Origin of the sequence: Clostridium perfringens (genome assembly GCF_016027375.1) — a bacterium.
In the GTDB taxonomy this organism is placed as follows: domain Bacteria; phylum Bacillota; class Clostridia; order Clostridiales; family Clostridiaceae; genus Sarcina; species Sarcina perfringens.
The window spans coordinates 916,935-943,146 of record NZ_CP065681.1; the positions used below are offsets into that span (position 1 = coordinate 916,935).

Here is a 26,212-nt window from a genome sequence, read left to right on the forward strand (position 1 = left end):
GTCCTTTTATAAATTAAAAATACTTTATATAATATAAAGTGAGAATTAATTTAATGTATAATTTACCTTAAGAATAAAAGGGGTTGGATACTTGGAGGATAGTAATTTACTATGCGTGATGATAGAATTTTTATAAAAGGAAATAAACTAGGAATAAATGCCATAATAAATATGGACAAGTTTGGTAATTTTGATGAAATGCTTGATTCTTTAGTAGAGAAGTTAAGTAGAGGAAAAAAGTTTTATAAAGGGGCTACTTTAACTGTAACTACTGATTTAAAATATATAAATGAAAGACAAATATCAAAGTTGAAAGATGTACTTTTTGATGAGATACTTATAAAGGATTGTATATTTGAAGAACGATTAGAAAAGCAAAGTAGTGTTTTTTCGGGAGTTTATGAGGGAAGAACAAAATTTGTAAGAAAAACTGTTAGAAGTGGTCAATGTTTAAATTACGCAGGTAATTTGATAATAATTGGTGATGTTAATAATGGGGGAGAAGTTAGAGCACATGGAAATGTAATTGTGCTAGGTGACTTAAAAGGAAAGGTTTTTGCAGGAGATAATGGAAATGAAAATGCCATAATAGCGGCCTATTCTTTAGAACCAGAATTAATTTCTATATCAGGTAAAATAACAATATCACCGGATGATTTTGAGAAAACAGGATATCCGGAGGTGGCTAGATTGAATGAAAATAATATAATTGTAGAGCCTTATTTACCGGATAAATATTCTTATTAATATTACATAATTTAATGGAGGGAAAGTAATGGGAGTATCGATAGTAATAACATCAGGAAAAGGTGGAGTTGGAAAAACAACTACTACAGCTAACATTGGAACAGCTTTAGCGGCACAAGGGAAAAAGGTAGTCGTTGTTGATGGAGATACAGGTCTAAGAAATTTAGATGTGTTAATGGGATTAGAAAATAGAATTGTTTATACAGTAATTGATGTAATTGAAAATAGATGTAGAACTAAACAAGCTTTAATAAGAGATAAGAGATTTAATAATTTATACTTATTACCTACTGCTCAAACTAAGGATAAAAATGATATAAGTCCTGAGCAAATGTTAAGATTAGTAAATGAATTAAAAGAAGAGTTTGATTATGTAATTTTAGATTGCCCAGCTGGTATAGAGCAAGGATTTGAAAATGCCATAGTTGGGGCAGATAGAGCTATCGTAGTAGTTAATCCAGAAATAACTTCTGTAAGAGATGCTGATAGAGTTATTGGAAAACTTGATGCTAAGGGATTAGAAAATCATGAGGTTATAGTAAATAGATTAAATTATGAAATGACTAAAAAAGGCGATATGCTAGACATTTCAGATATTATAGAAACTCTTTCTGTAAAACTTTTAGGCGTTGTTCCAGATGATAGAAACATAACAGTTTCTACTAATAAAGGAGAGCCTATAGTACTAGATGAAAAAGCAAGTGCAGGACAAGCATTTAGAAATATAGGTAGAAGAATAATAGGAGAAGATGTTCCAATAATGGATTTAAACACAGAACATCAAGGAATATTTAGTTCTATATTAAAGTTGTTTAGAAGAGGGTAGGTGAGAGAAAATGAGTTTTTTAAATGTTTTTTCTAGTAGACCTACGCCGAAACAAGTTGCTAAGGATAGATTAAAGGTTATTTTAATCCATGATAGAGGGGAACTATCAGATGAAGTTTTAGATAAAATAAGACTTGAAATATTAGATGTACTTTCTAAATATGTAGAGATTGAAAATGAGGATGTTGACATAACTGTTACAAAGTCAAATCCAATAGAAGGAGAGTCACCATCTTTAGTAGCAAATATACCAATAAAAAATATAAAAGGTAAAGCTAGATAATTTAAAAATATAAGCTATTTCAAATTTTTTGAGATAGCTTTTTATTAGTCTTTTAAAAAGTTCAGAATTTTGTAATTGAAAATAGGTAAAAATAAAGTATTATATAAATAGTTATGTTAAATAAATAAAATTTATGGAGGTACTATAATGCTTAGTAGACTAAAACTAGATAGTAAACTAAGAAGAGAAATTGATTATAAGCTTTTAGTATCTATGATATTAATAGTACTGTTTGGAATATTAAACATATACTTAGGGACAAAGTCTCAAAGAGGATTTTTTTTCGCTAAGAAACAGTTAATATGGTTTATAATATCAATGGCTGCATTGTACATAATATTACTTTGGAATTATAACATAATTTATAATTATGTTGAGATATTCTATTGGGGATCCATAGTTCTACTTATAATAACCAGATTTGCAGGAAGTGTAATAAATGGTGCTAGAGGATGGATTGTATTAGGTCCTGTAAGTATTCAGCCCTCGGAACTGGCCAAAACGGCCATGATACTTATGCTGGCCAAGAAGATGGAACAAGTTGATTTAAGAATAAATGACTTTAGAAATTTTATTAAGGTTGCCATGTATGCAATAATACCAATGATATTTATAGTTGTACAACCTGACATGGGTATGACTATGGTTTCATTTTTCATAGCACTTGGTATATTCTTTGCAGCTGGATTAGATATGAAAGTAATAGGTGCAGGGCTTTTATCAATAATAGTGGCAATAGCCTTAGTTTGGAATTCAGGGCTTATAAAAGACTATCAAAAGGATAGACTTGTTGGATTCTTAAATCCTGATGGAGATGAGTTAGGTATAAATCTTCAATTAACTCAATCAAAAATAGGGATTGGATCTGGAGGATTCTTTGGAACTGGGTTAGATTTAAATGGAGAAGTTGGTGGTTATTCCTCAGAATTCGTACCAGAAAGGCAAACAGACTTTATATTCGCTGTAATAGGTGAACATTGGGGAACCGTAGGAGGAATGGTACTATTATTATTATACGCAATAATGATATATAGAATAATAATGACGGCTAAAACCTCCAAGGATATATTTGGCTCCATAATATGTGTTGGATTTGCCTCTTATTTTATATTTGCTATATTACAAAATATAGGAATGACAATAGGTATAATGCCTATAACAGGAATAACATTACCATTAGTAAGCTATGGAGGAAGTTCATTGCTTACAACTATAGTGAGTATAGCCTTGGTTTTAAACATATCTATGAGAAAGAAAAAGTTAAAATTCTAATAAAAATAAAAGTATTAAGATCAATAATGATTTTAATACTTTTATTTTTTTTATATCTATTATATTTCACTTTGTAATAAAAGTTCTATAAGATGCATAAAAAAAATATATATTAAGTATAATTAAAGATTTCTAGAAAGGAGAAGAAAAAATGGGTAGCTATAACAAAGAATATGAGAAGTATTATAGAAAAATAAATAAGACAAGAAAAACTTCTCCTAATCATGAGGTGAATTTCAAAACTAAAGGCTCTTATAAGAGAAGAGAGAAAGATAGTTTGGGAAAATACGTAATTAAGGAAGTTGTTTTCTCATCGGTTTTAGGCTTTTTTATTTTTTCTAGCTTTTTTTTAATGGGACAAGTAGAAAATGAATTTTTAGTAGGATTAAGTAGAAAATTTAAAGAGGTAATATCAACTGATGGATACTATAAAAACTTAGATTTAAATGAAAGTAAAATAGTAGCTACTATTAGTAGTGGAATAAAGGATGGTTTTAATTTAGAGAATTCTAATTTAAAAAAAGAACCTAAACAAGCTAGTGAAGAAAAGGTATCTGAAAATAGTGGGGAAGTAAGTGCTTTTAATAATTTTCAGGTTATTGAGAAGGAATCTATAGACTTTTTAAAGGAAAGTAAGGTAATTCCTTTTAATGGAGAAGTCAAAACTTTGGAAAATAATAATTTAAAGGAAAAAAATCTTTATTTAAGTGGTTCAAAGGGAGAGGTAAAAAGTCTTTTAAAAGGAACCATAAGTGAAGTGAAAAATGAAAATGGAACATATACTGTGAAGATGAATTATTATGATGACTTAGAAGTTTTATATCACAATTTAGAAGAGGTGGTAAAAAAAGAAGGGGACAGTATAGAAGAGGGAGAGAAAATAGGTATTTCATCTGAGAATGAAAAAGTAAAAGGTGTAATAATTCAGGTATTATTTAAAAATGAGTATGTTAATCCAGAAGAAAGCATGAGGTTTTTAGGAGATAAGCAGTGAAAATCGATAAAAAGATACTTATACAGCTTGTTACATTTTTTATTTTAGGATTTAAATTTAACTTAGCTTTAGCTTTTTTTTGGATTATAATACATGAATTAGCTCATTATTTTGTTTTATTAAAATTAAATATAGAGTCAGAGAAATTTAAACTTCATATTCTAGGAGCTAGATTAGAGATAAAAGATTATGAAGATTTAAGTTCAAGAGAAAAATTAATAGTATGCTTTGCAGGTCCTATTTTAAATGGAATTGTTGCCATGATTTTTTTCTGCATTTATAAATTAATTTTTAAAAGTGAATATATTTATTCTACCTATGAAATAAATTTAGTTCTATTTATTTTTAATTTGCTTCCTACCTATCCCTTAGATGGAGGGAAAATATTAGGGGCAATATTAGAGGAGAAGATGATTTTTAAGGATGTCAATAATATATTGATGAAGATAAGCTATTCATTTGGAATAGCATTTATTTTGTTGTCTATATTAGGAATTGTGATTTTAGGTGAAATAAATATAACTAGTATATTAGCAGGAATATTTATAATCTATTTAAGTTATAATGAGAGAAGAAAGGTAATGTATATAATTATGGGTGATATAACGAAAAAGAGGGAACGATTAATTAATAAGAAATACATAGACAGTAGAGTAACTTCTGTATATTGTGAACAAGATATGGTTAATCTTCTTAGAATTATTGATAAAAATAGATTTAATATATTTTATGTTTTAGATGAAGAAATGAATTTGCTTTATGTCTTAAGAGAAAATGAAATAATAGAGACTTTAAAGACAATTGGAAACATTAATTTAAGAGAATATTACATTAAGTATAGAAAAGAATAAATATATTGGTTATAATTATTCTTTGTGATAGAATAGAAATTGTTAATATGAGAGAAGTATAAAGAGGTATACTTCTCTTTTTATTATAGATATTAGCTTTAATATTTTATAAAAATGTAGGAGGAAACTAAATGGTAAGAATAACTGATGATATTTTATATAGAGTTGAGAAGCCATCTAGATACGTAGGTGGAGAACTTAATGAAGTGATAAAAGACCCAAAAGAAGTTGATATAAGATTTGGATTTTGCTTCCCAGATGTTTATGAAGTAGGGATGTCTCACTTAGGATCAAGAATTTTATATCATGTTTTAAATCAAAGAAAAGATACATATTGTGAAAGAGTATATGCTCCATGGCCAGACATGGAAAAGCTTATGAGAGAGAATAATATTCCTTTATACGCTTTAGAAACTAAAGATCCTATAAATGAATTCAACTTTTTAGCATTTACTCTTCAATACGAAATGAGTTATACAAATATATTAAATATGCTAAATATGGGTGGAATTCCACTTAGAGCATCAGAAAGAACAGAGAAGGATCCTTTAGTAATAGCTGGTGGACCTTGTGCATATAACCCAGAGCCTTTATATGATATAGTTGACATATTCCAATTAGGTGAAGGTGAAGAAGGATTAAATGATCTTTTAGATCTTTATCAAAAACATAAAGATAACTTTAATAAGGAAGCTTATTTAAGAGAAGCTAGTCATATTCCAAGTGTTTATATTCCATCATTATATGATGTTACATACAACGAAGACGGAACAATAAAAGAATTTATACCTAAGTACGATGATGTACCTAAAAAGGTTAAAAAGAGAATCATAAATAACTTTGACCAAGTTGATTTCCCAGAAAGTTTAATAGTACCTTATAGTGAAATAGTTCATGACAGAGTTGTTTTAGAATTATTTAGAGGATGTACTAATGGATGTAGATTCTGTCAAGCTGGAATGATATACAGACCAGTTAGAGAAAAGAGCAGAAAAACTTTATTAGATCAAGCTAGAAAAATGCTTAAAGCTACAGGATATGATGAGGTTTCATTAGTTTCACTAAGTACTTGTGATTATTCTGATATTCAAGGATTAGTGAAAGATCTTATAGAAGAGCACGGAAAGAATAATGTAAGTGTTGCCCTACCATCAATAAGAGTAGATGCTTTCTCAGTTGATCTATTAAAAGAAATTCAAAAGGTTAGAAAAACTGGTTTAACTTTTGCGCCAGAGGCTGGTTCTCAAAGAATGAGAGATGTTATAAATAAAGGATTATCAGAGGAAAGAATATTAGAAGCAGCTAAAAATGCTTTTGAATCAGGATGGAGTACAATAAAATTATACTTTATACTTGGAGTTCCTTATGAAACAGTTGAGGATGCTGCAGAAATAGGATTATTAGCAGAAAAAATAGCTGATCAATACTTTGCTGTACCTAAACATATAAGAAATAAAGGACTTAGAATTACTGTAAGTACTTCTATTCTTGTACCAAAACCATTTACACCATTCCAATGGGCACCAATGGAAAAAATGGACATTGTAACTGAGAAAATCAATGCTGTTAAAGGTGCTATAAAATCAAGAAGCATAGTTTATAACTATCATGAGCAAAAAACATCATATATGGAAGCTGTTTTAGCTAGAGGAGATAGAAGACTTTGTGATGTATTAATAAAAGCTTACGAAAAAGGTGCTAAATTCGACGGATGGTCAGAATACTTTGACTTTGAATTATGGCAAGAAGCTTTAGCTGAGTGTAATGTAGATGGAGATTTCTATGTTTACAGACAAAGAAGCTACGATGAAATTTTACCATGGGATTTCATAGATATTGGAGTAACAAGAAAATATCTTGAAAGAGAAAATGAAAAAGCTAAAACTGGTGAACCTACTCAAAACTGTAGAAAAGGATGTACAGGTTGTGGAGTAAATGTAAACTTTAAAGATGGGGAGTGTTTTGAAGGTGCGATACTTAATTAAATTTACTAAAGATGCAGATATAAAATTTGTTTCTCACTTAGATTTAATGAGAACAATTCAAAGAATAGTAAGAAGAGCTGAGCTTCCAGTTGAATATTCAAAAGGATTTAACCCTCATATGGCCTTAGCAATAGCACAACCTTTATCAGTTGGTGTATATTCTGAGGGAGATTATCTAGACTTAAATTTAACTGAAGATATGAATGAAGAGGCAGTAAAAGAAAAGTTAAATGAATTCTCAGCAAATGGTATTAGATTTTTAGAAGTTTCAAAGAGTCCAGTTATACACAATGTTAAGAGATTACCAGCAGCTATGGCTCTTTTAGATGCTGCAAATTATACAATAAAAATAAGATATAATGATATTTCTAAGGCTGAAGAAGAAGTTAATGCTTTAATGGCTCAAAAAGAAATAATAACAATAAAAAGAACTAAAAAAGGCGAAAAAGAAGCTGATATAAAACCATTTATAAAAGATTTTAAATGTTGGACTAAGGACAATTATTTAATTGTAAATACAACTATAAGCTGTGGAAGTAGAGAAAATCTTTCAGCAGATCTTTTAGCAAATGTTATAAAAGAAAATACATCAAATGTTAATGAAGAAGCTTTCGTAGAAATAAAAAGAGTTGAGATGTATGCATACAAAGGGAATACATTAGTTCCTCTATATAAATACATCTAAATTAGGAAGTGAATTCATGAGAGATATATACGTAGAAAGAAGAGAAAATTTATTAAGGGTTGCCATAAAGAAAAATAATCTTTTAAGTGAGTGCTATATAGAAGAAGAGAGTCTAGAACCTGTTCAAGGAGAGATATATAAAGGTATAGTGAAAAGAGTAGTTCCAGGAATAAAGAGTGCCTTTATAGATATTGGGTATAGTAAACAGGCCTATATGATACTTGGAGAAGATGAGAAAGATCTTAAACAAGGAGATGGAATAATCGTTGAAGTATTAAAAGAGCAATTTGGAAGTAAAGGGGCAAAAGTTACTTCAAAAATATCTTTAGCAGGAAGATATTGCGTCTTAGAAACTTCAAGAAATGATATTTCAATTTCAAGAAAGATAGAAAATCTAGAGTTTAAAAAAGAACTTGAAAATTCATTGATAAAACCAAGTGAATTAGGGGTTACTGTTAGGACAAAAGCCCAATCAGCTAGTATTTTTGAGATTCAAGAAGAAATAGAAGAACTATATAGAAACTATAAAGAGGTTATTAGAGAAGGTAAATTCTCCTTAAATCCAAAAAGATTATTGGGTAAAGGAGACCTTATTAATAAGATAATTAGAGATGACATTGATGCTTATACTTCTTCAATAATTGTTGATTCTATAGAAGATTACGAAAGAATAAAAGATAGTATTTCTAATTCTGAATATCTAAAAGTAATTCTTTATGATGATGCCAGAAGTCTTTTTGATTATTATGGTATTGAAAAAGAAATTCTTAGCCTTAGAAATAATAGAGTTAATTTAAATTGTGGCGGAGACATAGTTATAGAAAAAACAGAGGCTATGTATGTTATAGATGTTAATTCAGGTAAGAATACAAATCATAAAAATAAAGAAAAAACTGCTTATGAAACTAATAAAAATGCAGCAATAGAAATTGCTAGACAAATTAAAATTAGAAATTTAGGTGGAATAATATTAGTTGATTTCATAGATATGTGTTCACAGGAAAACAAGAAAAAAATATTAGAAATATTAAAAGATGAATTTAAAAGTGATAGCCAAAGAGCTAAAATTTTTCCTTTTACAGAACTTGGATTGGTACAAATAACAAGATATAGAAAAGGAAAAAGTATTTATGAATATATAGAAGAAAATTGCTTAGCATGCAATGGTCATGGAAAGAGATTAAAGTTATCTTATATAAATCTTCTTTTAAGAAATGAGATTTTGAAGAAAAATGGAGAAGGAAAGATAAAAGATTTCCATATAGAAATAAACTCTATTTATGAAAAAGATATTAGAGGAAATATTTTTGAGTTTTTAAAAGAAATTGGAGCATTAGATTTAAATATTTACTTGAATTTTCAAGAATCTAAAGACTTTTATAAAGTAGAACCATTGATCTTTAAAAATCAAATAGAAAGCGTAAAAGAGTATTTGGTGAAGAATATCGAAAAATATTAAATTTAGCTTTACAAAAGGCTTTAGCTATGATAGAATGGCTTTTGTAAACCGCTCACGAATAGGTTTTAAAAATAACTTTAATTAGTTTACCTTAAGTGGCGAGACCGTTATGAGGAGGTGTTTTAATGTACGCAGTATTAACTACAGGAGGAAAACAATACAGAGTTCAAGAAGGAGACGTATTATTCGTTGAAAAACTTAACGCTGAAGTTGACTCAACAGTTGAATTAACAGAAGTTCTTGCAGTCGCTAAAGACGGAGAAATCAAAGTTGGTGCACCAGTAGTTGAGGGTGCTAAGGTTGTAGCAAAAGTATTAGCTCAAGGAAAAGCTAAGAAAGTTGTTGTATTCAAATACAAAAGAAAGAAAGACTACAGAAGAAAAAATGGTCACAGACAACCTTACACTAAGATCGTTATCGAAAAGATCGAAGCTTAATTTTCTGATATGATTAGAGTTAAATTTCAATCAAAAGAAGATAACATAATTTCCTTCACTATTAAAGGACACGCAATGGAATGCAGAGATGCTATTCTAGCTGGAGAGGCGTACGATATGATATGTAATTCCGTATCAGTATTATCTCAAAGTGCAATCATTGGTTTAGATGAAGTTTTAAAACTTAATGTAAACTATGAAATGAGTGATGGATATTTAAAACTAGATCTGAATGGGTTTACCCATGAAGAAATAGTTGAAGCTCAAGTTTTACTTAAAACTTTTGAAATGAGCTTAGCGAGTCTAGTCCTAGGGCTGGATAGCAGTTTAGGAAAGAAAACGCGTTGTAAATATATAGAGATAATAAAAGAGGAGGTGTAGACTATGTTAAAAATGAACCTTCAATTATTTGCACATAAAAAAGGGGTTGGTAGCTCAAAGAACGGTAGAGATTCTGAAGCTAAAAGACTTGGTGTTAAATGTGCAGATGGACAATTCGTTCTTGCTGGAAACATCTTAGTAAGACAAAGAGGAACAAAGATTCATCCAGGTGCTAACGTAGGTAAAGGTGGAGACGATACTTTATTCGCTAAGATCGATGGTGTTGTTAAATACGAAAGACTTGGAAGAGACAAGAAAAAAGCTTCTGTTTACCCAGTAAACGTAGAAGAAGTTATAGCTGAATAATATATTTAGTTTTATAAAAGCACCCTTACTTAGGGTGCTTTTTGATTAATAATAAAAAATTTAACCATATAAGAACATAGCATTAAAAAAGCTGTGTTTTTATATTAAAGTAAGGTTATAATATACTAAAAAGGAACATTTTATAGAGAAAGCAAGGTGAGAAAACATGTTTATAGATACGGCCAAGATATTTGTGAAATCTGGAGATGGTGGTCATGGTTCTGTTTCTTTTAGAAGAGAAAAATACGTTCCACTTGGTGGACCAGATGGTGGAGATGGTGGAAAAGGTGGAGATGTTACTTTTGTAGTAGATCCAGGAATGACAACTCTTTTAGATTTCAAATATAAGAGAAAATTCGTAGCAGGCAGAGGACAAGACGGTCAAGGTTCTAAGTGTTACGGAAGAGATGGTGAAAATTTAACAATAAAGGTTCCAATGGGAACTATAATAAGAGATGTTGAAACTAATAAGGTAATGGCAGACCTTTCTCATAGAGATGATACATATACAATCTGTAGAGGAGGAAAAGGTGGTAAGGGAAATTGTAAGTTCTGTACACCTACAAGACAGGCGCCAACTTTTGCTGAGCCAGGAATGCCAGGGGAAGAAAGATGGGTTGCTTTAGAATTAAAACTATTAGCAGACGTAGGTCTTTTAGGATTCCCTAACGTTGGAAAATCAACATTACTTTCAGTGGTAACTAAGGCTAAACCAAAGATAGCTAACTATCACTTCACAACTTTAAAACCTAATTTAGGAGTTGTTGCTGTACCAGGAATAGAGCCATTTGTTATGGCAGACGTACCAGGTATTATAGAAGGAGCTTCAGAGGGTGTAGGTCTTGGATTAGACTTCTTAAGACATATAGAAAGAACAAGACTTTTAATACATGTTGTTGATATTTCAGGAGTTGAAGGAAGAGACGCAGTTGAAGACTTCAAGAGAATCAACGAAGAATTAAAGAACTACAGTGTTAAACTTTGGGATAGACCTCAAATAGTAGTAGCAAATAAATGCGATATGTTATTTGATGAAGAAATTTTTGAAAACTTCAAAGCTGAAGTTAATAAAATGGGATTTGATAAGGTATTTAAAATGTCAGCAGCTACTTCACAAGGAGTAGAGGAAGTAATAAAAGAAGCGGCTAGAATGCTTAAAGATATTCCTGTTACTGATTTAGAAATCCCAGAAGATGAAAGATTCATTCCAGAGGATAAGAAGTTTACATATACTATAAATCCAATAGAAGAAGATGGATTAAAGGTTTATGTAGTAGAAGGTTCATTTGTAGACAGATTATTATTAGCTGTTAATGTAAATGATCCTGATTCATTAAGATATTTCCATAAGGTTCTTAATAATAAAGGAATATTCCATGAGTTAAGAGAAATGGGAATAGAAGATGGAGATATGGTAAGATTAAACGACTTTGAGTTTGAATACTTACTATAATTAATGGAGGATAAATAATGATAACAACAAAACAAAGAGCATATTTAAGAGGATTAGGTGCTAAATTAACTCCTATATTTCAAATAGGTAAAAATGGAATAGAAGATAACTTTTTAAAGCAAGTTGATGATGCTTTAGAAGCAAGAGAAATTTTAAAAATAAATGTTCTTGAAAATAGTGGATTAGAGACAAGAGAAGCTTCAAATTTCATCTGTGAAAGATTAGGATGTGAAGGGGTTCAATCTATAGGAAACAAAATAGTTCTTTACAGAGCATCAAAAAATAATCCTAAGATAGAATTACCTAAAAAAGGGAAGTAATATGAAAAAAATAGGAGTATTTGGTGGAACTTTTGACCCAATACACATAGGCCATATTTATATAGCTTATGAAGCCTATAAAATATTAGAACTAGATGAAGTTATATTCATGCCAGCAGGCAATCCACCTCATAAGAAGTGGAAAGATATAACTGATGAAATAATTAGATATGAAATGGTTAAAAAAGCTATAGAGCCATATAGCTTTTTTTCCATAAATAACTATGAAATAGAGAAAAAAGGATTGAGCTTTACTTATGAAACTTTAAGATATTTACATGAAAGTTTTAAAGAAGTAGAGCTCTATTTCATAACCGGAGCAGATTGTCTTATAAACCTAAATTCATGGAAAAATATAAATGAAATTTTTAAATTTAGTAATTTAGTGGTTTTTAATAGACCTGGATTTGATAAAAATGATTTATTAAAGAGGAAAGAAGAGTTTGATAGAGAATATTGTACTAATATAGTATATTTAGATTTACTTAATATAGAGATAAGTTCTACTCTTATAAGAGAAAGAGTTCATGATTCTCTAGAAGTTAAATTCTTTTTACCGCCAGGTGTAGTGGATATAATAGATAAATATAATTTGTATAGGAGAGAGTAACTATGTGGTCATTAGAGGAAATAAATAATTATGTTAAAGAGACTATTAAGGGAAGTAGATACTCACATACTTTAGGGGTTGTTGAAACTGCTAAAGAACTTGCTAAAATAAATGGAGAAGATATACAAAAGGCAGAATTAGCTGCATTAATTCATGATGTAGCAAAATATATTCCTGTAGATGAACAAGTGAAAATATTAGAAGAGCATGGTTATGAACTAGATGAAATAACCTTAAAATCACCTCAAGTTTTACATGGATTTGTCAGTGCCATAGTAGCTAAAGAAAAGTTTGGAATAGAGGATGAAATGGTTTTAGATGCTGTGAAATATCATACTTTAGCCAAAAAAGATATGAGTACTCTAGAAAAAATAATATATATAGCTGACTATATTGAGCCAGGTAGAGATTTCCCAGGGGTTGAAGAATTAAGAGAAATAACAAGAGAAGATTTAGATAAAGGAGTATTAAAAGGCTTAGAAAATACAATTTTATTTGTAATAAAACAAGGCAATTTAATACATCCCTTAACTATAGAAGCAAGAAATTTCTTAATAATGCAAGAAAAATAATCAAATAATTGGAGAGGGTTATATGGGGAATGAAGAAAATAGATTTGAAAAAAGACAAGATAAGAAAAATATCAATAAAAAAAGCTTGGTAAAAAGAGTAATTTTAGGTGCTTTAGCTTTTATTCTTATTTTTTTTATAAGTATTTTTGGATATTTTTATTTTAAATATGGCAGTTTTTTAGGGGAAGTTTTTAATATAGTTAAAGACGTAAAACAGGATGTAATAAAGGTTGAAGAGCCAATTAATGTACTCTTATTAGGAATGGATATTGGTGATACAAGTGATGTATCAAATAAAGATGCTAAAAGAACAGATACCATAATTCTAGCAAACTTTGATCCTATAACAAAAGAGGCTAAGTTAATATCTATACCTAGAGATACTAGAGTAAAAATTGGAGGAAAGTCTCAAAAAATAAATGCTGCTTACCCAATTGGGGGAGAAAAGCTTGTTAAACAGCTTGTTGGAAATATATTAGGCGTTAAGGTTGATTATGTTGTTAAAGTTGATTATGAAGGCTTTAGAGGCATAATAGATGCTATTGGTGGAATTGACATGTATATAGAGCAGGATATGAACTATGACGATCCAGGGCAGGATTTACACATACATTTCAACAAGGGAGAAACTGTACACCTAGATGGTAAAAAAGCTGAAGAGTTTTTTAGATGGAGAAAAAATAATGATGGTACAGGATTAGCCAATGGAGATGTTGATAGAATAAAAAATCAACAAAAGTTTATAAATGCTGTAATAGATAAGGTTCTATCAGTATCTACCATAACAAAGATAGATAGTATAGCAGAGATTTTAAATAAAAATATAGAAACTAATATTCCTTTAGATGTTACTGTTGCATATGGACTTAAAGGATTAGAGACTGATAAGAATAATATAAAAATGATGACTTTACCTGGAGAAGGTAAATATGTTGGAAATGTTTCTTATTATATTCCTGATGAAAAGGCTACTAAAGAATTAAGAAGTCAATTAAACAGTAGTAATTTAAGTGGAAGAAAAAATGTTATTCCTAGTGCTGCTAGAGGAGATTTATCCATAAAAGTTTTAAATTGTACAAAAATAAATGGCTTAGCTGCAAATGTACAAAAACAATTAAATGAAAACGGATATGATAAAGTTGATGTTGGAAATGGAGATCCAAGAGAAAAATCAGAGATTTTGATAAAGGATGAAAGTTCTAGAGCTTTTATGGAAAATGATTTAAAGATAGATAACATTAAAAAGGGCATTTCATCTAAGTATGATGGAAATGGAAACTATGATGTAGTAATATTACTAGGAAAAGACTTTAAAAATTTCGGAGAGATGAAATGAGTATTTTAGAAAGTAAAATAACTAAAGAGTATGATAAAAGAAAAATAAGAGAATTTTTAAAAGAAGAGTTAGGATTGTCTTCAAGATTAATAAGAAGTGCAGCCATAGACAAGAGAATTAAGGTAGATGGTGTTGCTGTAAAGATGAACTATGTTGTTAAAACTGGTGAAGAGATAAAAATCGAGCTTTCAAAAAAGGAATCTCAAAATATTGAACCAGAAAAAATGGATATAGAAATAGTTTATGAGGATAGTGACATATTAGTTTTAAATAAGAAACCTTTTATGGTTGTACATCCTACAAGAAGCCATCCTAATGGAACCTTAGCTAATGGTATATTATATTACTTTAAAGAGAGTAATCAAGATTGTATAGTTAGACTAGTTAGTAGATTAGATATGAATACTTCAGGACTTATAATCATAGGTAAAAATCAATATGCTCATATGGTTTTATCTAATGAAATGAAAACTGATAAATTTCAAAAAAGATATTTAGCTATAGTTCATGGAAATTTAGAAGAAAAAGAAGGAACTATCAATAGACCAATTTATAGACCAGCAGAGGATACTATAAAAAGGGTTGTAGATGAAAGAGGGCAAGAGAGCATAACTCACTACAAGGTTATAGAAAGTTATAATGGTGCCGATTTAGTTGAATGTTTACTAGAAACTGGGAGAACACATCAGATAAGAGTGCATCTAAGCAGTTTAGGTCATCCTATATTTGGAGATTCTTTATATGGAACAGAGGATGAAGAGTTTATATCAAGACAGGCACTGCATGCTTATGGATTAGATTTTTATAGTCCAAAGACCAAGGAACCTTTAAGCTTAAGGGCAGATCTTCCAGAGGATATGAAAGAGTTAATAAATAAATTAAAAAACAAGTAGTTTTAAGCATTGGCTTAAAACTACTTGTTTTTTAATTATAAAAATATGAATTACGTTTTTTTCTATTTCTTATTCTTTTTATAGTTGATATAAGTCTAATCATAAATAGTATTAAGATTATTAAAAATATTAAACCTATAACACCTAAAGCTATGTAAAATCCACTAAAACCCTTTAATTTAAACATAATTTTTTCAAAACTTGTATAAGTTATATCATTACTGTTTAAAAGATTTAAGGTTTTATAAGGAGTATTTCCAATCATAAGTGTTCCAGTAAAAGAATCAGTATCTTTTAATATGTCAGTACCCCTAGATATAGGTTTAGTTGCTTTTACTGAAAAGTCTATGTTTAAATTTTTCTTTATTTCATCTGTAGATAAGTTCTCTATTTCAGAGTTCTTAAATGTTTTATAAATATCTTCAGGAACTACTAAAGATAAGGTGTTCTTATCATCAATGTAATATTCTTTTACAACATCATTTTTAGAATATAATTTAACTAAAGAAAAATTATCAAAGCCATAATCTAAAAGATTTTTTGTATCTTCATAGTATTGATCCTTAGTGTCATAACCTAGTAGGGTAAGGATTAATTTTCTATCACCCCTTTTAGCTGCACAAGTAAATGTATGCCTTGATTTAGTTGTATATCCTGTTTTGTTACAAAAAATATCTTTATTATAATATGGGCTTGTTTGGTGAATAAGTTGATTATTATTATTTGCCCATATAGGTTCTCCACTTACAATGCTTTTAGGCATTTCATAAACTGTTTTTTTTGTAATTTCATCAATTATTGGATTTTTTGAAGCTGCATTCATTATTAGAGCTAGATCATAAGGGGTAGTCATATGATCATCCTCAAAAAGTCCACTAGCATTAACAAAGTGAGTATTTTTAGCTCCTAATTCTTCTGCACGCTCATTCATAAGCTTTGCAAATTTTTCTTCAGAGCCAGAAATATGTTCAGCTAAAGCTACAGCAGCATCATTAGCTGATTGTATTAATAATGCATTAAGCAATTCTTCAACTGTATATTTATCTCCTTCTTGAAGACCAACACGGGTTCCTTCAGCTAAAGGAGGATTCTTTCCTATAGTAACAACATCATTTAAGTTAGCTTTTTCTACTGTAAGTAAAGCTGTCATAGTTTTAGTAGTAGATGCAGGAGCAAGTTTTTCATTAGCATTTTTTTCAGCTAAAACCTCCCCTGTAGTTCCATCCATAAGAACCATTCCTTCACCTTTAATTTCCGGTACATTACTTTCAGCAAAAACATTAGTACTTAAAATTAAAGAGAAGATAAAAGCCATAGATATTATAAAATTAAGTTTTATTTTTAAATTCTTAAACTTTATACTCATAGAGCCTCCAAAATTTTTAATTTTAATTGCAATAATTATTATAACAATAATAGAGTATATTTTCTATAAATTTGTATTAATTTGGTACTCAAAAATGGAGAAATTGTCAATAATGTTAAAGAAATATGAGAATTTATTGATTTGAAACTTTATTTTTTAATAAATTTCTAAGAATTTATATAATATGGAGGAGTCATGAAGAGAAAAGAAAAAATTATAGGTAGTTTAATAATTGCTGTAATAGCTATTTTATTTTTATTTATTGGTTACTCAAAGACAAATGATAAAAAAATAAGTAATAGTGATATGGAAAAACTATTTTTAGATAGAGAGGAATCAGAAGAGAATAATGAATTAGAAAAGTTTAATGAAAAAGAATCAGATTCAAAGAAAGAAGAGAGTAATAATATTAAAGAAGAAAAAGATAGTGATATAGAAAGTGAAAAAGAAGAAAAAGAAACTAGCTTAGGTGAAGAAAAAATAGTTGTAGAGATTAAGGGCGAGGTAAAAAAGCCTAATGTCTATGAATTAAAAAATGGAAGTAGAATTTATGAGCTTATAGAAGAAGCAGGAGGACCAACTGATGAAGCAGATTTAAGTAATATAAATAGAGCTTTATATTTAAGTGACGGGCAATGTATAGTGATTAAAAATATAAATGATGTTGAAAGTGAAGAGGCAAATTTAAATGAAAGCTTAAATGCTGAAGTTACTAATAGTATTCCTACTAATTCATCAGGTGACAAAGGTGAGAAAAATGAAAGTTCAGTTATAAATATAAATACTGCCTCTAAAGAAACACTTATGACCTTAAATGGAATAGGAGAAAGTAAGGCACAGGCCATAATAGATTATAGAGATGAAATTGGCGGATTTAAAAGTGTTGATGATATTACAAATGTAAGTGGTATAGGAGAAAAAACCTTAGAGAAGATAAAAGATAAAATTTCTATAAAGTAATATGATATAATGAATATTATTATTTAGAAAAGAGGTGGAGTTTTATGATAGAAAAAAGATTAACTGAGCTATCAAAGACTTCTGGTTGAGCAGCCAAAATAGGGCCGGGGGCTCTTTCAGAAATTTTAAGTAAATTACCAAAGATGAATGATAAAAATTTGATTGTTGGAATAGATACATCTGATGATGCGGCAGTATATAAATTAAATGATGAAATGGCAACAATACAAACATTAGATTTCTTTACTCCAATAGTAGATGACCCATATACCTTTGGACAGATAGCTGCAGCAAACTCCTTAAGTGATGTTTATGCCATGGGAGGAAAGCCTATAGTGGCATTAAATATAGTTTGTTTTCCTAATTGCTTAAATATGAATATATTAGGTGAAATATTAAGAGGGGGAGCAGATAAGGTATTAGAGGCTGGAGCTGTAATAGTTGGAGGACATACCGTTCAAGATGATGAACCTAAATATGGTTTATCTGTTACAGGAATTGTTCATCCAGATAAAGTTCTTAAAAACTATGGATCAGAGACAGGTGATATTTTAATATTAACTAAACCAATTGGTCTTGGAATAATAAATACAGCTATTAAGGCTAAGATAGCTTCTAAGGAAGCTTATGAAAAAGCAGTAAAAGTAATGGCATATTTAAATAAGTATGCAGGTGAAATAATAACTGACTATCATATAACATCATGTACGGATATAACAGGATTTTCACTAATAGGGCATGCATATGAAATGGCAGAACCATCTAAAAAAACCTTTAGAATCTTTAAAGATGCAATTCCATTTATTAAAGAAGCTAAAGAATATGCTAGTATGGGATTAATACCAGCTGGGTGTTATGAGAATAAAAGATACTTAGAAGGAAAATATCTTCTAAATAATGTTGAAAGTTGGATGGAAGATATATTATTTGATCCTCAAACATCAGGTGGATTATTAATCAGTTGTAAAGAGAAAGATTACATAGACATACTAACTAGATTAGAAAAGTTAGAGGTAGAAAGTTCTGTTATAGGACGTGTTGAAGATTTCAATGATGCATATATAGTAGTAGAGTAATTTTTAGGAGGATAACATGACAAAAGAACTTCTTAGAGCTTTGCCTAAGATAGATGAAATACTTGGTATTTTTAATGAGGACTTTTTAAATGAAAATGGGAGAGAAACAGTTGTAAGTGCTTTAAGAGATATAATCAATGAAAATAGGAAAGCTATTCTAAATGAAGAGGTAGATTATGCCTTAACTAAGGAAGAAGCTAAGAGTAAATGTGAGCATAGATTACTTAAAAAAAGAGAAAGAAATTTAAAAAGGGTTATTAATGGAACAGGTGTTGTTATTCATACTAATTTAGGAAGATCTTTGTTAAGCAAAGAGGCCACTGAAGCAGTTGCTTTAGCCGCTTCAAGCTATAGCAATCTAGAGTATGATTTAGAAAAGGGAGAAAGAGGATCTAGATACTCCCTTATAGAAGGTATCATAAAAGATATTACAGGAGCTGAGGCAGCCTTAGTGGTAAATAATAATGCAGCGGCCATAATGCTTGTATTAAATTCTCTTTGTGAAAATAAAGAGGTAATTGTTTCTAGAGGGGAACTTGTAGAAATAGGGGGCTCTTTTAGAATTCCAGAAGTTATGAATTTTTCAAGAGCTAAGCTTGTAGAAGTGGGAACAACTAATAGAACACATTTATATGATTATGAGGATGCCATAACAGAAGAAACTGGAGCCTTTCTAAAAGTTCATAGCTCAAACTTTAAAATAGTAGGTTTTACTAAGAGTGTAAGTGCTAATGAGATATGTAACTTAGCAAAGGAAAATGATATACCTGTAATAGAGGACATTGGAAGTGGTGTTTTAATTGATTTAAGTAAATATGGATTAGAAAAAGAGCCTACAGTAATAGAAAGTTTAGAATCTGGAGTAGATGTTGTAACATTCTCTGGAGATAAGATGCTTGGTGGAGCACAGGCTGGGATTATTGTAGGTAAAAAGAAATTCATAGATAAAATAAAAAGGAATCAATTAACTAGAGCTCTAAGAGTTGATAAATTTACTTTAGCTGCTTTAGAAATTACTTTAAAACATTATTTAAATGAAAAAGAGGCAATTGAAAAAATACCAACTCTTCATATGATGACTTTAGATTTAAAGGAAATAAAAGAAAGAGCTAATAGACTTTATAAGAATTTAGAAAGATTAAATAAGTTCTATAAATTTTCTATAGAAGAAGGTGAATCAACAGTTGGTGGAGGTTCAATGCCAGATAGTAAATTAAGTACTTATTTACTTAGAATAGATTCAGATAGCATAAATGAAGTTAATTTAGAAAGAGAGCTAAGAGAATATAAAATACCTATAATAACTAGAGTTTATAAAGGGGCAGTTTATATAGATCTTAGAACAATCTTAGAAGATGATTATGAAGTCATATTTAATGCTTTAAAGGGAATAGGTGAAAAATAGATGAAACATGTGATTATAGGAACATCAGGGCATATAGATCATGGTAAAACAACTCTTATAAAGGCCTTAACAGGTAGAGAAACTGATAAGCTTGATGAGGAGAAAAAAAGAGGTATATCAATTAACTTAGGGTTTACTTTCTTTGATTTGCCTTCAGGAAAAAGAGCGGGCATAATAGATGTTCCAGGGCATGAAAAATTCATCAAAAATATGTTAGCAGGAGCTACATCACTAGATGTAGTTCTTCTAATTATTGCCCTAGATGAAGGAATAATGCCTCAAACAAAGGAACATTTAGAAATATTAGAACTTTTAGAAGTTAAAAAGTGTATAGTTGCCTTAACTAAAAGGGATTTAGTTGATGAAGAATGGGCAGAAATGATAAAAGAAGATATAAAGAATTATTTAAAATCAACTAGTTTTAAAGATGCAACCATGATAGAGGTTTCTTCTAAAACTAAAGAAGGAATTGATGAATTAATAACTGAGATAGATAGTGCAGTAGAAGAAATAGAGCAAAAGGATAAGGAAGGCCATTTTAGACTAGCTGTTGATAGAAGCTTTTCAGTAAGTGGATTTGGAACAGTAGCTACAGGAACTATATTAAGTGGAAGTGTAAAATTAGGCGATTTAGTCCAAATTAATCCAAGTGGAATAGAAGCTAGAGTTAGAAATATTCAAGTTCATGATGAGAATGTTGAAATGGGGGAAGCTGGTCAAAGATGTGCATTAAACTTATCAGGAGTTACTAAAGAGGAAGTAACTAGAGGAATGGTTGTGTGTACTTCTAATACCATTCAGCCATCTTACATGGTAGATTGTAAGTTTAGATACTTAAAGTCTAATGAAAAAAACTTAGTTAATAGACAGAGAGTAAGAATATATCATGGTACATCAGAGATATTTGGAAGAATAGTCCTACTTGATAAAGAAGAGGTAAAGCCTGGTGAAGAGGCATATATACAGTTAAGACTAGAAAGTGAAATATGTGCTCAAAAGGGTGATAACTTAGTTATAAGAAATTATTCTCCTATGACAACCTTAGGTGGAGGTAAAATAATAAATCCCGTAGCAAAAAAAGCTAAAAGGTTTAAAGAGGATTATTTAAATGAACTAAAGCTTATGGAAAAAGGAAGCATAGAGGACATAGTTGAAAATGTAGTACTATCTTTAAGTGAAACCTTCCCAAATTCACAAGAGGTTATAAAAGGATTAGGAAGAAATATAGAAAATATAGATTTTATATTGGAAAAGCTTTGTGAGGATAAGAAAATTATAGGAATAGATAATGGTAAATCTAAAGTATTTATTCATAATAAATTTTTCACTAAAAAGAGTGAAGAAATTTATGAAATTCTAAGAAGATTCCATGAAGAAAATCCATTAAAAGTAGGGATGAATAAAGAAGAACTTAGAAGTAAGAGTTTTTCAAATAAGATTAAGCAAAAAATATTCCAAAGTTTCTTAGAACTTATGAAGGAAAAAGAGATAATAAAGGAAGGAGTTAATATAATTTCACTAAAGGATTTTGAGATAAAACTAACAAAAGCTCAAAAGGGGATTAGGGAAAAAATATTAAAAGCTTATTTAGAAAGTGGAATAGTTTCTCCAAAGATAAAAGAGCTCATTGAAGATAAAAAGTTAGAAAAGGAATATATAAAAATATATAACCTTTTAATTGAAGAGGGCACTTTAATTAAACTTCCAGAAGAGGTTGTAATGCACAAAGAGGTATTACAAGGTGTTAAAGAAAAAATAATAGAATGGCTAAATAAAAATGGTTCTATTACTTTAGGAGAAACTAAGGAGCTTTTAGGTGTTTCTAGAAAGTATTTAGTAGCAATTTTAGAGTATTTAGATAATGAAGAAATAACTAAAAGGGTAGAAGATAAGAGAGTTTTAAATTAAATAGAGAGTTCTAAAAGGGAAGTTTGGTCTTATAAGCTTCTCTTTCTTATATTCATAATTAAAATGTAATAGTTTTGCCATAATAATACACTATAATTAAATAGATTTGATTTACATAAGATAATAAATATAGTATATTTAATTAATGTATTTCAGAATAATATTTAATGCTTTTAGGAGGATATTATGGACGATAACAAATTCACTAAAGAGCAAGAAAATGCTTTAAAAAGTGATGAAACATCAGTAACAAATGAGAAAATGGACTCATATGAAAAAGAAGCAGCGGTATTAGAGAGTATATCATTAGATACCAATACTATGGCTATTGATGAGGAATTTATGAATAAACAAGATAAAGACAAAAAAGATATTGGTGAAAAAGGTGAGAAAGAGACTTCTTTCTTTAAAAGAATATTAGAAGGAATTATAGATCAAACAGTAGTATTATTATTATCTTTAGCAGCCTTCTTTATAGTAGATTTGCTAATGAGACCTTTTGGCTATAAGATATCTTTAGAAGGAAGAATTCCTTTTTATTTTGTAATATTTGTTATTATGAACATACTTTACAGAGCTATAATGGAAGGTAGAAAGTTCAAATTAACATTAGGTGAAAAAGTTTTTAGAAAATAAATAATTTATTAGTAAGGGAGACAACTAATGAGAAAAGGTAATGAAATAGAATTATTAGTAGAGGGAATAGAGTTCCCTGCTAAAGGATTCGGCTTTGTAGATGGATTAAAAGTTTATGCTAAAAATACTTTCCCAGGACAAAAAGTCTTTGGTAGAGTAACTAAAAAAAGAAAAGAGTATGCAGAAATTAGAGTTTCTGAAGTAAGAGAAAAAGCTAGTTATGAGGAAGACCAAAAGTGTCCACACTTTGGAGTATGTGGAGGATGTTCTTCTCAAACAATTCCTTATGAGAAACAATTAGAGCTTAAGGTTGAACAAGTTAAAGATTTATTTAAAGAGGCTGAGGTTCCAACAGGAGAGTTTTTAGGTATAGAAACTAGTCCAATTCAATGGGAATATAGAAATAAGATGGAATACACTTTTGGAGACGAAGAAAAAGGTGGAGAACTTACCCTTGGAATGCATATGAAGGGAAAATCTTTTGGAATAGTAAATGTTGATAAGTGTGTATTAGTTGATGAAGATTTTAGAAATATACTAGATACAACAGTTAAATATTTCAGAGAAAAAGGATTACCTTTCTATAAAATAATGCCTAGAACAGGGTATTTAAGATACCTAGTAGTAAGAAAAAGTGTTAAGACAGAAGAAATTCTTGTGAATTTAGTTACTACAACTCAAATAGATTTTGATTTAACAGAGTTTTCTGAGCTTATAAAAGGATTAAACTTAAAAGGAAAATTAAAATCAATAATACATACAGAAAGTGATGCTTTATCAGAGGCTGTTATACCAGAGAAAGTAAACATTCTATATGGTGATGATTTTATAACAGAAAATCTTTTAGGATTAAACTTTAAAATATCTCCATTCTCATTCTTCCAAACAAACTCACTAGGAGCTGAAAAGCTATATAGCATAGTGAGAGATTTTATGGGGGCTGCTGACAATAAAGTAGTATTTGATCTTTATTGCGGAACAGGAACAATAGGTCAAATAGCAGCAGGAAAAGCTTCTAAGGTTATTGGAATTGAACTTATAGAAGAGGCAGCTATGGCAGCTAATGAGAATGCAAAATTAAATGGATTAAATAATTGTAACTTTATAGCTGGAGATGTAGCTGAGGTTATAAAAACAGTTAAGGATAAACCAGATATAATAATTTTAGATCCACCAAGAAGTGGGGTACATCCAAAGGCATTAGACTACGTTATAAAATTTAATGCTCCACAAATAATATATGTTTCATGTAATCCAAAAACTCTAGTAACTGACTTAAAAGTTTTAGAAGCTAAGGGATATGAAATAGAAAAAACTTTACTTATGGATATGTTCCCTAACACTCCTCACGTAGAGACAGTTGTAAAATTAAATAAGAAATAAATTATTTTATAAGCATAAATAGAATGATTTGATAAATAAATTGCCACCAATTTAACTATATAAAAGTTCATTGGTGGCAATTTTTTGTTTGCAGAAATATTTTTATATAGTAATTTGAATTTAAAGTTTAATGTAAAATTTATAGGTTTTTTATAAAGGATTAGGCAGAGAGAAAAGAGTTATTTGTAACATTATTTAAATTATAGAGTAAATTAAAATAAGAGTTAATTTTAAGAGGTGAGGAGCCATAGAATCAGTACAATGTCCAAACTTTTTAAGTGAAGATTCTCCAGATTATTTAGTTGAATATAGAGGAAATTTAAAAGAAGAGTTAGAAAAAATTCCTTATGCATGTGGAGACGCGATTACTGATACCTTAGGTGTTGTTTCAACACCACCACAGTATTTAAAACAACTAAGAAAAGATGTTCCATCAATTCTTTATATACAGACAAGAGTGCCTTATGTTTTACAGGAGGTATCTCCACAAGAAACTGATAATATCTCCACAATTGTAAATAATCCTTATTTAGGACTTGATGGAAGCGGAGTCATAGTTGGAATAGTTGATACGGGAATAGATTATCTTAATAAGGAATTTATGAGAGAAGATGATACCTCTAGAATACTTACTATTTGGGACCAAAAGAGTACTAAAAAACCTAATGATTCAGTTTATGTAGGGTCCATATTTACTAATGAAGACATAAATAATGCTATTAAAAGTAAGGCAGATGGAGGAGATCCATATGATATTGTTGATAGTAGAGATGAGATAGGACATGGAACTAAACTAGCTAGCATAATAGGAGCCCGTGGATATAATAGGAATATTAAAGGTATTGCACCTAATTGTGATTTTGCTATTGTAAAACTATTAACTTCACTTAGCTATGAAAAAGCATTTAGAGAAAATGGAATAGAGGATGTTCCAGTTTATAATGAAGCTGAAATTATAGCTGGAATAGAATATCTTAAAAATTATGCATTTAGTCTTAAGAGACCACTAGTAATTTGTTTAGCAATAGGATGCACTGAAGCAAGTCATGATGGAAGAGGACTTTTTCTAGATATTTAACTACAATTGGCTCAATAAGAGGAGTTGCTGTAGTTGCTGGAGTTGGAAATGAGGGAAGTGCACAAGGACATGCATCTGGAGTTATAGAACTTGAAAATAGTGTTGAAAAAGTTGAATTATCAATACCGAGAGAAATAAAAAATTTTAACTTAGCTTTCTGGATTCAAAGACCTAATATAGTATCCTTAAATATAAAATCTCCTAGTGGAGAAGAATCGTCATTTATAGATGCTAAAATTTCTCTAGAGAGATCATTTAAATTTATATTAACGGATACCAGTGTTAATATTAACTATTATGTTCCTGATACCTTTACAGGAAATGAACTTATTTATATAGATTTTAAAGATATTAAGCCTGGAATATGGACTTTTGAGTTAAGAGGAGATTATATAACTAATGGAAGATATGATGTATGGTTAGCTCCAAGCTCTTTATTGCCTGAAAATACAAAATTTCTTAGCCCTAATCCATTAAATACCCTTATGGTTCCATCTACTGCTAGATATATAATAAGTGTAGCCTATTATAATAGTCAAACTCAATCTTTATTAGCAGAGTCTGGAAAAGGTTTTAATATTAATGGATGGATAAATCCAGATATAACCACTGCAGGTAAGGATATTTTGACCATGTTTCCTGGGGGTAGAGTTGGAAGAATGTCAGGGAGTTCTCCAGCAACGGCAATAATTGTAGGGGTATGTGCCTTATTATTTCAATGGGGAATTATAAATGGAAATGATAGAACAATGAATTCTAGTAAGTTAAGAAGCTATTTAATATATGGTGCTACTAGAATTCCTGGGCAAACATATCCTAATGAATATACTGGATATGGATATTTAGATTTATATGAAATATTTAAAAATATAATAGCGGTTCCTTTAGCACCTTGTAGAAGTGCTAAGGTTAATGAAGATTATACTGAGTATTATTGTGGAAGGATGTTAGTTAGCGTGCCTTCTGATTTTTATTATGGAGGGGAATAAA

At 29.5% G+C, this 26,212-nt stretch carries 25 protein-coding genes and 1 pseudogene; 25 read left to right on the top strand and 1 reads right to left on the bottom strand.

What is annotated here, in order from left to right; translation table 11 throughout:
- Positions 1 to 111 precede the first annotated feature (111 nt).
- The 18 genes from minC to I6G60_RS04735 all read left to right on the top strand — a co-directional run bounded on the left by minC (position 112) and on the right by I6G60_RS04735 (position 15,410).
- The gene (minC, locus tag I6G60_RS04650) at positions 112 to 747 is read left to right on the top strand and encodes a septum site-determining protein MinC (RefSeq protein WP_003452463.1); all 636 of its coding nucleotides are present in this window, start codon (positions 112 to 114) and stop codon (positions 745 to 747) included.
- Positions 748 to 775: 28 nt separating this feature from the next.
- Positions 776 to 1,573, top strand: a complete 798-nt coding sequence (minD, locus tag I6G60_RS04655; RefSeq protein WP_003452408.1) for a septum site-determining protein MinD — start codon at positions 776 to 778, stop codon at positions 1,571 to 1,573.
- A 10-nt stretch (positions 1,574 to 1,583) separates the two neighbouring features.
- Positions 1,584 to 1,856 carry a cell division topological specificity factor MinE gene (gene minE, locus I6G60_RS04660; RefSeq protein WP_003452508.1) on the top strand — a complete coding sequence of 91 codons (273 nt, stop codon included), beginning with the start codon at positions 1,584 to 1,586 and terminating at the stop codon, positions 1,854 to 1,856.
- Between the two features lie 147 nt (positions 1,857 to 2,003).
- Complete coding sequence (gene rodA / locus I6G60_RS04665; RefSeq protein ID WP_003454998.1) at positions 2,004 to 3,128, top strand: rod shape-determining protein RodA; 1,125 nt, start codon at positions 2,004 to 2,006, stop codon at positions 3,126 to 3,128.
- 151 nt (positions 3,129 to 3,279) lie between these two features.
- Positions 3,280 to 4,122 carry a peptidoglycan DD-metalloendopeptidase family protein gene (locus I6G60_RS04670; RefSeq protein WP_004457838.1) on the top strand — a complete coding sequence of 281 codons (843 nt, stop codon included), beginning with the start codon at positions 3,280 to 3,282 and terminating at the stop codon, positions 4,120 to 4,122.
- Positions 4,119 to 4,973, top strand: a complete 855-nt coding sequence (locus I6G60_RS04675) for a site-2 protease family protein (protein WP_004457745.1) — start codon at positions 4,119 to 4,121, stop codon at positions 4,971 to 4,973. The genes I6G60_RS04670 and I6G60_RS04675 overlap by 4 nt, the downstream gene beginning before the upstream one ends.
- Before the next feature lie 131 nt (positions 4,974 to 5,104).
- Complete coding sequence (locus I6G60_RS04680; protein WP_004457875.1) at positions 5,105 to 6,958, top strand: TIGR03960 family B12-binding radical SAM protein; 1,854 nt, start codon at positions 5,105 to 5,107, stop codon at positions 6,956 to 6,958.
- Entirely contained in the window at positions 6,942 to 7,643 is a 702-nt protein-coding gene (locus I6G60_RS04685) for a TIGR03936 family radical SAM-associated protein (RefSeq protein WP_004457828.1), read from the top strand. The genes I6G60_RS04680 and I6G60_RS04685 overlap by 17 nt, the downstream gene beginning before the upstream one ends.
- Positions 7,644 to 7,659: 16 nt before the next feature.
- Positions 7,660 to 9,102 (top strand): Rne/Rng family ribonuclease, encoded by a 1,443-nt coding sequence (locus I6G60_RS04690; protein WP_110071577.1) that lies wholly within the window; start codon positions 7,660 to 7,662, stop codon positions 9,100 to 9,102.
- Positions 9,103 to 9,227: 125 nt separating this feature from the next.
- Positions 9,228 to 9,539, top strand: coding sequence for a 50S ribosomal protein L21 (gene rplU / locus I6G60_RS04695; RefSeq protein ID WP_003452389.1), 312 nt, complete (start codon positions 9,228 to 9,230; stop codon positions 9,537 to 9,539).
- A 9-nt stretch (positions 9,540 to 9,548) separates the two neighbouring features.
- Positions 9,549 to 9,920, top strand: a complete 372-nt coding sequence (locus I6G60_RS04700; protein ID WP_011592937.1) for a ribosomal-processing cysteine protease Prp — start codon at positions 9,549 to 9,551, stop codon at positions 9,918 to 9,920.
- Between the two features lie 3 nt (positions 9,921 to 9,923).
- A complete protein-coding gene (rpmA, locus tag I6G60_RS04705) occupies positions 9,924 to 10,226 on the top strand; it encodes a 50S ribosomal protein L27 (protein WP_003454907.1) in 303 nt (100 codons plus the stop codon).
- 166 nt (positions 10,227 to 10,392) lie between these two features.
- A complete protein-coding gene (gene obgE, locus I6G60_RS04710; RefSeq protein WP_003454769.1) occupies positions 10,393 to 11,679 on the top strand; it encodes a GTPase ObgE in 1,287 nt (428 codons plus the stop codon).
- Between the two features lie 17 nt (positions 11,680 to 11,696).
- Positions 11,697 to 11,999, top strand: a complete 303-nt coding sequence (gene yhbY, locus I6G60_RS04715; protein WP_003453740.1) for a ribosome assembly RNA-binding protein YhbY — start codon at positions 11,697 to 11,699, stop codon at positions 11,997 to 11,999.
- Between the two features lies 1 nt (position 12,000).
- Entirely contained in the window at positions 12,001 to 12,609 is a 609-nt protein-coding gene (nadD, locus tag I6G60_RS04720; RefSeq protein ID WP_003453701.1) for a nicotinate-nucleotide adenylyltransferase, read from the top strand.
- A gap of 2 nt (positions 12,610 to 12,611) precedes the next feature.
- Positions 12,612 to 13,181 (top strand): bis(5'-nucleosyl)-tetraphosphatase (symmetrical) YqeK, encoded by a 570-nt coding sequence (gene yqeK / locus I6G60_RS04725; RefSeq protein ID WP_004457794.1) that lies wholly within the window; start codon positions 12,612 to 12,614, stop codon positions 13,179 to 13,181.
- A gap of 22 nt (positions 13,182 to 13,203) precedes the next feature.
- Positions 13,204 to 14,517 (top strand): LCP family protein, encoded by a 1,314-nt coding sequence (locus tag I6G60_RS04730; RefSeq protein ID WP_004457738.1) that lies wholly within the window; start codon positions 13,204 to 13,206, stop codon positions 14,515 to 14,517.
- A complete protein-coding gene (locus I6G60_RS04735) occupies positions 14,514 to 15,410 on the top strand; it encodes an RluA family pseudouridine synthase (protein ID WP_003478580.1) in 897 nt (298 codons plus the stop codon). Before I6G60_RS04730 ends, I6G60_RS04735 begins: the two co-directional genes overlap by 4 nt.
- Positions 15,411 to 15,441: 31 nt before the next feature.
- On the opposite strand, the gene I6G60_RS04740 is transcribed toward I6G60_RS04735, so the two are convergent.
- Positions 15,442 to 16,776, bottom strand: coding sequence for a D-alanyl-D-alanine carboxypeptidase family protein (locus I6G60_RS04740; RefSeq protein WP_004457852.1), 1,335 nt, complete (start codon positions 16,774 to 16,776; stop codon positions 15,442 to 15,444).
- A 195-nt stretch (positions 16,777 to 16,971) separates the two neighbouring features.
- On the opposite strand from I6G60_RS04740, the gene I6G60_RS04745 reads away from it, so the two are divergent.
- The 7 genes and pseudogenes from I6G60_RS04745 (at position 16,972) to I6G60_RS15465 (ending at position 26,211) form a co-directional block, all read left to right on the top strand.
- Entirely contained in the window at positions 16,972 to 17,736 is a 765-nt protein-coding gene (locus I6G60_RS04745) for a helix-hairpin-helix domain-containing protein (protein ID WP_004457742.1), read from the top strand.
- A 44-nt stretch (positions 17,737 to 17,780) separates the two neighbouring features.
- Positions 17,781 to 18,812: a selenide, water dikinase SelD gene (gene selD, locus I6G60_RS04750; RefSeq protein WP_078209959.1), complete on the top strand. Its 1,032-nt coding sequence runs from the start codon at positions 17,781 to 17,783 to the stop codon at positions 18,810 to 18,812.
- Positions 18,813 to 18,828: 16 nt separating this feature from the next.
- Positions 18,829 to 20,217 (top strand): L-seryl-tRNA(Sec) selenium transferase, encoded by a 1,389-nt coding sequence (selA, locus tag I6G60_RS04755; RefSeq protein WP_004457845.1) that lies wholly within the window; start codon positions 18,829 to 18,831, stop codon positions 20,215 to 20,217.
- Positions 20,218 to 22,125, top strand: a complete 1,908-nt coding sequence (gene selB / locus I6G60_RS04760; protein WP_110071575.1) for a selenocysteine-specific translation elongation factor — start codon at positions 20,218 to 20,220, stop codon at positions 22,123 to 22,125.
- Between the two features lie 186 nt (positions 22,126 to 22,311).
- Positions 22,312 to 22,761 (top strand): RDD family protein, encoded by a 450-nt coding sequence (locus tag I6G60_RS04765; protein WP_003454831.1) that lies wholly within the window; start codon positions 22,312 to 22,314, stop codon positions 22,759 to 22,761.
- Between the two features lie 27 nt (positions 22,762 to 22,788).
- Entirely contained in the window at positions 22,789 to 24,144 is a 1,356-nt protein-coding gene (rlmD, locus tag I6G60_RS04770; RefSeq protein WP_110034814.1) for a 23S rRNA (uracil(1939)-C(5))-methyltransferase RlmD, read from the top strand.
- Positions 24,145 to 24,391: 247 nt separating this feature from the next.
- Positions 24,392 to 26,211: pseudogene (locus tag I6G60_RS15465) on the top strand (S8 family peptidase).
- Position 26,212 lies beyond the last annotated feature (1 nt).